This is a genomic window from Sedimentibacter hydroxybenzoicus DSM 7310 (assembly GCF_013403245.1).
GTDB classification, from domain to species: Bacteria; Bacillota; Clostridia; order Tissierellales; family Sedimentibacteraceae; genus Sedimentibacter; species Sedimentibacter hydroxybenzoicus.
Map to the genome: position 1 here is coordinate 24,095 of NZ_JACBNQ010000033.1, position 6,196 is coordinate 30,290.

The window sequence follows — 6,196 nt, forward strand, 5'->3', positions numbered from 1 at the left end:
TATCTACATTATATTTCATAATCGCTATTGAAAGCAATGTAATATATTTCAAATTTGTTATTTTAAGCTGTGAATAAACAATCCGCTCCTGAGCTTCGGTTCAAACCATGTTGATTTAGGCGGCATTACCTTTCCCTGATTTGCGATATCCATCAAATCATCTACACTGGTGGGATACAAGGAGAACGCAACAGCCATTCCTTCGCCGACTCTTTTCTCCAGCTCTCCTAAGCCTCTGACCCCTCCCACAAAATCTATTCTTTCATCTGCTCTTGGATTTTTTATGCCCAGAACAGGTGATAATAAATTGTTCTGCAATATAGAAACATCTAGGTTGTTTTCCGTATCATTTTCATCAAACGTACCATTTACAGGAGTCAGTATATACCATTTATTTAAAAGAAACATTCCAATTTTGTGTTTTCTGTCAGGTTTATATTGTCCTTTCCCGTCATGAACTTCAACTATGAACCTTCCCTTTACTCTATCTATAAATTCTTCCGCAGAAAGTCCGTTTAAATCCTTAACAACCCTGTTGTAGTCCATTATTTTAAGCTCATTATGAGGAAATAATACTCCAAGGAAAAAATTATACTCTTCACTCCCTGTAAAATCAGGGGTATCTTCTCTTTTCTTCAACGCTGCTTTAACTGCTGATGCTGCTCTGTGATGCCCATCTGCTATATATATATTATCAATTTCTTTAAATAATAAAGTAAGCTTTTCTATTGTTTCACCATCATCGATAACCCATATTATGTGCTTTATACTATCTTCAGAACCAAAGTCATAAACAGGTTGATTATTTTTCATATACTCATCCTTAATTTTATCTATTTGTTTATGAGCTTTATGCATGAGAAAGATAGGCCCTGTATTTGCATCACAATACATAACATGATTTATTCTGTCCTGCTCCTTATCATTCCTCGTATGCTCATGTTTCTTTATTTTATCATTCAGGTAATCATCAACAGATAAGCAACACACAATCCCGGTCCGCTCATGCTCCCCCATAATCTGTTTGTAAATATAAAAGCATTCTTTTTTGTCCTGCTTTAACCAACCCTTATCAATCATATAATTGAGATTATCCCTTGCCTTTTCATATACTCTGTGATCATATATGTCAACAGACGGGTCAAGGTCTATTTCTGCCTTGTCTACATGCAGGAAGGAGTAAGGATTATCCTTTACAATAATCCTCGCTTCCTGGCTGTTCATAACATCGTATGGCAATGCGGCAATTTTATCAGCCAATTGCGTAGTAGGTCGTATACCTTTAAAAGCTTTTAAAATCATTAAGCACCCTCCTTTATATAATTAAAAATAATTTCTGCTATTTCGTCACCTATTCTGGTTTGTGCTTCTTGTGTTGAAGCACCTATGTGAGGTGTACAGGATACCCTGTCATGCTTTATCAACGGACTGTTTTTTGCAGGCTCTTCAACAAATACGTCAATAGCAGCCCCAGCAAGCTTGTTATTGTCAAGTGCTTCAAGAAGCGCCTCTTCATCTACCACTCCTCCTCTTGCACAGTTTATAATATAAGCACCGTCCTTCATCATTTCTATTTCTCTTTTACCTATAACTGCATTATCACCACTGTAAGGAATATGAACTGATACAAAATCCGAAGCTTTAAGCAGTTCGTCCATGGGCAAATACTTGTACTTTAAGTTATCTACTTCACCAATAACATCTGTATATACAATATTCATTCCTAATGCTGATGCTTTGTTTGCTGTTTCTCTTCCTATCCTGCCAAAGCCTATAATCCCTAGTGTCTTATTAAAAATTTCTATCCCCTCATACGATTTTTTGTTCCACTGTCCCTGTCTCATGGTAATGTTTGAATTGTGGATAAATCTTGCTAAATTAAACATTTGACCTATTACAAGCTCGGCTACTGAAGCACTGCTGGCATTTGGAGTGTTTCTTACTTGAATTCCATTTGCCTCTGCATATGCAACATCAATATTGTCGAGTCCGACACCTCCGCGTATTATGAGCTTAAGCCTTCCCGTAACACGCGCAGCATCAATTATATCCTTTTTAACTTTTGTATTTGAACGGACAATCAAAACATCAAAATTCTTTATTTCTTCCATAAGCTCATCTGTCTCATAATGTCTTTCCACAACATCTAAGTTCATGGCTTTAAGCTTATTCACCGCTTCATTCTCCATACCGTCAGAAATCAAAATTCTCAACATATTATCTCCTCCAAAATCATAATTTTAAAATATCATTTATATTTTCCAGTAACTCTTTTATATCATTTAAGGTGTAATCACCCATGTGTGATATTCTGAAAGTTTTTTCCTTTAAATCACCGTAACCGTTTGATATTGCATATCCTCTTTTGCCGAGCTCCTTATTCAATTCAGCCACATTGATACCTCTTACATTATTTATGGTTGTAAGTGTATTTGATGCATACCTTTCTTCCGGAAAAAGCTCAAAGTTTTTCTTAGCCCATTCTCTTACATACTCAGCCATCGACAGATGTCTCTCGTATCTGTTATCAAGACCTTCCTCAAGAATTTTATCCAGCTGATAGTCCATGGCATACATTATAGACAACGCGGGTGTAGACGGATATTGATAATCCTTTTTCTGAATGTAATTATACAGCTCTAACAAATCCAAATATAGTCCTCTGAACTCAACCTGTTTTGCTGCTTCTACGGCTTTTTCCGACATTGAAGCGATAGCCATTCCGGGAGGTAACCCCAATGCTTTTTGTGTGGATGTAATACAAATATCCACACCAAGCTCATCCACTTCTATCTTTGTTCCTCCCATAGAGCTTACGGCATCAAGGCACCAAACCACATCCTGATATTTTTTTATAACCTGTGAAATTTCATATATAGGATTCTCCACACCGGTAGAAGTTTCATTATGTGTTATGGTAATTAAATCATATTTACCGGTAGAAAGCACTTCTTCAACCATTTCGGCAGTAGTTGCTTTTCCTGCTTCAACACTGAATTTATCTGCTGGCACGTTATTGGAAATCGCCATCTTATACCAGCGGTCACCGAAAGATCCAACAGAAAAAACTGCTGCTTTTTTCCTTGTACACGACCTGATAGCACCTTCCATAAGACCTGAGCCTGAAGATGTAGAAAGAAGAATCTGCTCCTTCGTATGAAAAACTTTATTTAGCTTCTCACTGATACTTTTTTGTATCGTTGAGGCATCCTTTGACCTATGTCCTATCATAGGTCTTGTCATTTGGTCCAATACATCCTGCTTTACATCGATCGGTCCGGGTATAAATAGTTTTTTGTTCATTTTAGTCCTCCTAATATATCAATAATTTATAAAAAAAACCTTCCGTCCACAAAGGGACGAAAGGTTAACTTCCGTGTTGCCACCCAAATTGAACATTATTTCAATTTCAGGTACGACAAATAAAGGATATTAAAAAAGCTTCCGTCCCCGAAAGGGACGAAAGCTTAAACCTCCGCGTTACCACCCAAATTGATACAATGATCCACTCTATGCATATAACGGCTGCCTCCGTTTTACTCATCGCAAACCCTCTAAGGTGGATTCAACAAACATCAGACCGTCTCGCACCTGCCGCCGGCTCTCTTCACATTAAGCTTGCCTACTATTCCTCATCAATGGTTTTTATTTATTTCGTTCTATTATATTAAGCTGCATATCAAAAAGCAACTCTTTTTTTAAATTTTTCTAAACTTTAATATAACTAAATTTGTTTCATGGAAATTTTTGATAAAATGTATTATAATTAAAATATAAAATAAAAACGAGGTGTGCCATGATAAATCAAGAACGACTTATAAATGTATTTATGGAATATGTGCAAATTGACAGTGAAACAAAAAATGAAAAAGCTATATCAAAAAGAATAATCAATGATTTAAAGGATTTGGGATATGAACCCTATACTGATGAAGCAGGAAAAAAACTAAATTCAAACGGCAATAATGTTTATTGCTTTATTCCCGGAACTAATCAATCTGAATCAATGCTGTTCAGTGCTCATATGGACACAGTGACTCCCGGCAACGGTATAGTCCCATACATAGATGGTAATTATATAAAAAGCAAGGGTGATACTATTCTCGGAGGAGACGATAAAGCGGGTATTACAGCAATTATAGAAGCACTAAGGACTATAAAGGAAAATAACTTGCCTCACAGACCTATTGAAATTGTTTTTACAATCTGTGAAGAAGGCGGTGTAAATGGTGTCAAGGAGGTTGAATTTTCTAAATTAACTTCTAAAAAAGGAATAGTTTTAGACAGCGGTGGAAGCCCGGGTAAAATTATCATTGAGGCACCGGGGCAAACAAGAATTTTTGCTGAAATTACAGGAAAACCGTCACATGCAGGTGTAAGTCCGGAAAAAGGAATCAGTGCTATAACAGTAGCTGCAGAGGCTGTAACAAATATGAACCTCCTTCGCATCGACAGCGAAACTACCGCAAATATAGGTACCTTTAAGGCAGTGGGTGCCACAAACATCGTTTCACCATTAGTTGAAATTGTTGCGGAAGCAAGAAGCCGCTCTACAGAAAAGCTTAAATTACAAACCGACCATATGGTTAAATGCCTGCAGGATGCATGCGACAAATATGGTGCTGCATTAGAATATAATATTGAATATTGCTACCTCTCCTATGCTTTTGATTCAGAGGATGAGCATATTAAACAAATTGAAAGCGTATGTGAAAAATTAGGGCTTGAAGCTGAAAAAATTCCTTCCGGTGGAGGAAGTGACGCTAACGTATTTAATCTGAACGGTATAAAGGCAGTTAATGTGGGAGCCGGCATGGAACTTGCTCACACAACCGACGAACAGCTTAATATAAATGATTTTATAAATGCTTCAAAGTTTGTTTTTGAGTTAATGACAATTTAACAGTGTTTATCGTATTAGAAAAGCCATTAAAAATCAATATAGATCAGTTTATTTACCTCAATTGCGAGGGAGGAGACATCATCTTCTCCCTTTTATTCTATTTATATTTCTTTTATTTCCTTAAGCTTTGCAGCGATACTTTTAAAATCCTCCCATGCATCCTTCTTGGCAGACTCATTTCTCAAAAGATAAGATGGATGGTATGTAGGCATAAAATAAATATCACCCTTTTTTACAAACTGTCCTCTTTGCCTGCTGATACTTAAATCCGGATTTATAAGATTTTTAGCAGATACCGCACCAAGGCACACAATAATTTTTGGTTTAACCAACTTAACCTGCCACCTTAAATAATTCAGGCATGCATTGCTTTCCTCCTCAAAGGGATTTCTGTTTTCAGGAGGTCTGCACTTCACTACATTGGCTATGTAGACGTCACTTCGTTTAAGAGATATAGCTTCAATCATCTTATCAAGAAGCTGCCCTGCCTTGCCGACAAAGGGTCTTCCCTGAACATCCTCGTTATATCCGGGGCCTTCCCCCACAAACATAATGTCAGCATTCTCACTTCCTTCTCCAAACACTACGTTTGTCCTTGTTTCAGACAATCCGCATTTATGACAGCTATAGCAAAACTTCCTAAGTTCATCCATCGTATACATAAGCACCTCTACAGGCTTAAATCAATGTGACAGTAGCCATTCGGATTTTTTTCTAAATATTTTTGATGGTATTCCTCCGCGGCATAAAAGTTTTTTATAGGCATTACTTCAGTAACTATCGTCTTGTCGTGCTTCAGGGCTTCATTATTAAAGGATTCATTTATTATTTTTAAATCCTCTTCGTTCACATAATAAATCCCTGTCCTGTATTGTGTTCCAATATCCCCGCCCTGTCTGTTCAATAATGTCGGATCAATAACCTTCCAGAAATCCTCCAGTATTTTGCTCAAAGTTATTTCTTTTTCATCATATTTTATATAAACAGCTTCCGTAAAACCGGTTGTATTAGTACATACCTGCTCATATGTAGGATTTTTCATATTTCCGTTTGCGTATCCTACAACCGTTTCCTTAACTCCTTTACGCAAATCAAAGTATGCCTGCAATCCCCAAAAACATCCACCCGCTAAATAAATTTCTTTCATTTTATCAACTCCTGTATTTGATTTCATTATATTTATTATACCCATATTTTAAATTAATCACAATATTATTTAATTCTTGAGTTTCCGCAAAACAATCCACAGGAGAGTAAAAATACAGTTTCACTTATCACAAGATTTGAAAAAAC

At 36.6% G+C, this 6,196-nt stretch carries 6 protein-coding genes and 1 other annotated feature; of the genes, 1 reads left to right on the forward strand and 5 read right to left on the reverse strand.

Annotation, left to right across the window (positions count from 1 at the left end):
• Positions 1-57: 57 nt before the first annotated feature.
• From HZF24_RS17455 to HZF24_RS17465, 3 genes are read right to left on the reverse strand one after another with little or no spacing between them, the layout of a single operon-like run.
• Positions 58-1,302 (reverse strand): DUF1015 domain-containing protein, encoded by a 1,245-nt coding sequence (locus HZF24_RS17455; protein WP_179239655.1) that lies wholly within the window; start codon positions 1,300-1,302, stop codon positions 58-60.
• Positions 1,302-2,216, reverse strand: coding sequence for a D-2-hydroxyacid dehydrogenase (locus tag HZF24_RS17460; RefSeq protein WP_179239656.1), 915 nt, complete (start codon positions 2,214-2,216; stop codon positions 1,302-1,304). Before HZF24_RS17460 ends, HZF24_RS17455 begins: the two co-directional genes overlap by 1 nt.
• A gap of 16 nt (positions 2,217-2,232) precedes the next feature.
• Positions 2,233-3,303 (reverse strand): pyridoxal-phosphate-dependent aminotransferase family protein, encoded by a 1,071-nt coding sequence (locus HZF24_RS17465; RefSeq protein ID WP_179239657.1) that lies wholly within the window; start codon positions 3,301-3,303, stop codon positions 2,233-2,235.
• A gap of 149 nt (positions 3,304-3,452) precedes the next feature.
• Positions 3,453-3,648: a binding site (T-box leader), on the reverse strand.
• Positions 3,649-3,796: 148 nt separating this feature from the next.
• Here HZF24_RS17465 and HZF24_RS17470 point away from each other — a divergent pair.
• A complete protein-coding gene (locus tag HZF24_RS17470; protein WP_179239658.1) occupies positions 3,797-4,903 on the forward strand; it encodes a M20/M25/M40 family metallo-hydrolase in 1,107 nt (368 codons plus the stop codon).
• 101 nt (positions 4,904-5,004) lie between these two features.
• Here the strand turns inward: HZF24_RS17470 and HZF24_RS17475 are convergent, their stop codons facing one another.
• Together HZF24_RS17475 and msrA are read right to left on the reverse strand one after the other, a co-directional pair.
• Positions 5,005-5,565, reverse strand: a complete 561-nt coding sequence (locus tag HZF24_RS17475) for a uracil-DNA glycosylase (protein WP_179239659.1) — start codon at positions 5,563-5,565, stop codon at positions 5,005-5,007.
• Positions 5,566-5,573: 8 nt separating this feature from the next.
• Complete coding sequence (msrA, locus tag HZF24_RS17480) at positions 5,574-6,050, reverse strand: peptide-methionine (S)-S-oxide reductase MsrA (protein WP_179239660.1); 477 nt, start codon at positions 6,048-6,050, stop codon at positions 5,574-5,576.
• Positions 6,051-6,196: the final 146 nt, after the last annotated feature.